The sequence below is a fragment of the Salinimicrobium oceani genome, assembly GCF_012037645.1.
Map to the genome: position 1 here is coordinate 1 of NZ_JAAVJR010000518.1, position 479 is coordinate 479.

The 479-nt window shown below is 42.4% G+C and carries 1 pseudogene; it reads left to right on the forward strand.

Going from position 1 to position 479, the window contains the following annotated elements:
• A pseudogene (locus HC175_RS18020) lies at positions 1-479 on the forward strand (EamA/RhaT family transporter); the annotation flags it as partial.

Consider the following 479-nt stretch of genomic DNA (forward strand, 5'->3'; position numbering starts at 1 on the left):
CCTGGGATTTATGTTCATAGCGGTCTTTTATCTGGCGGCACTTACCACCCAACGCAGCGGTTTATCTGTAGTCTCTGTAGCCACAAAAATGTCGGTGGCTATTCCGGTCTTCTTTGGGATCATTCTTTACAACGAAAGCACCGGAATTATTAAGATATTGGGGATTATTCTGGCTCTGGCGGCTGTTTATCTTACTTCAATAAAAAAGAAGGAAGGAATAAAGATCCAAAAACGTAATCTTATCTTTCCCTTACTGGTCTTCTTCGGAAGCGGAGTTATAGACACTACCATAAAATTTCTGGAGACCTCTTATGTGGTGGAGGCCGATGTCGCACTGTTCTCTTCGACTATCTTCGCCATTGCAGGCTGTGTAGGAGTGAGTATTTTGATCATTCAGGCTTTTATGGGAAAACTGAAGCTGAGCTTCAAAAATGTACTTGGAGGGATTGCTTTGGGAATTCCCAATTTTGGGTCAATTT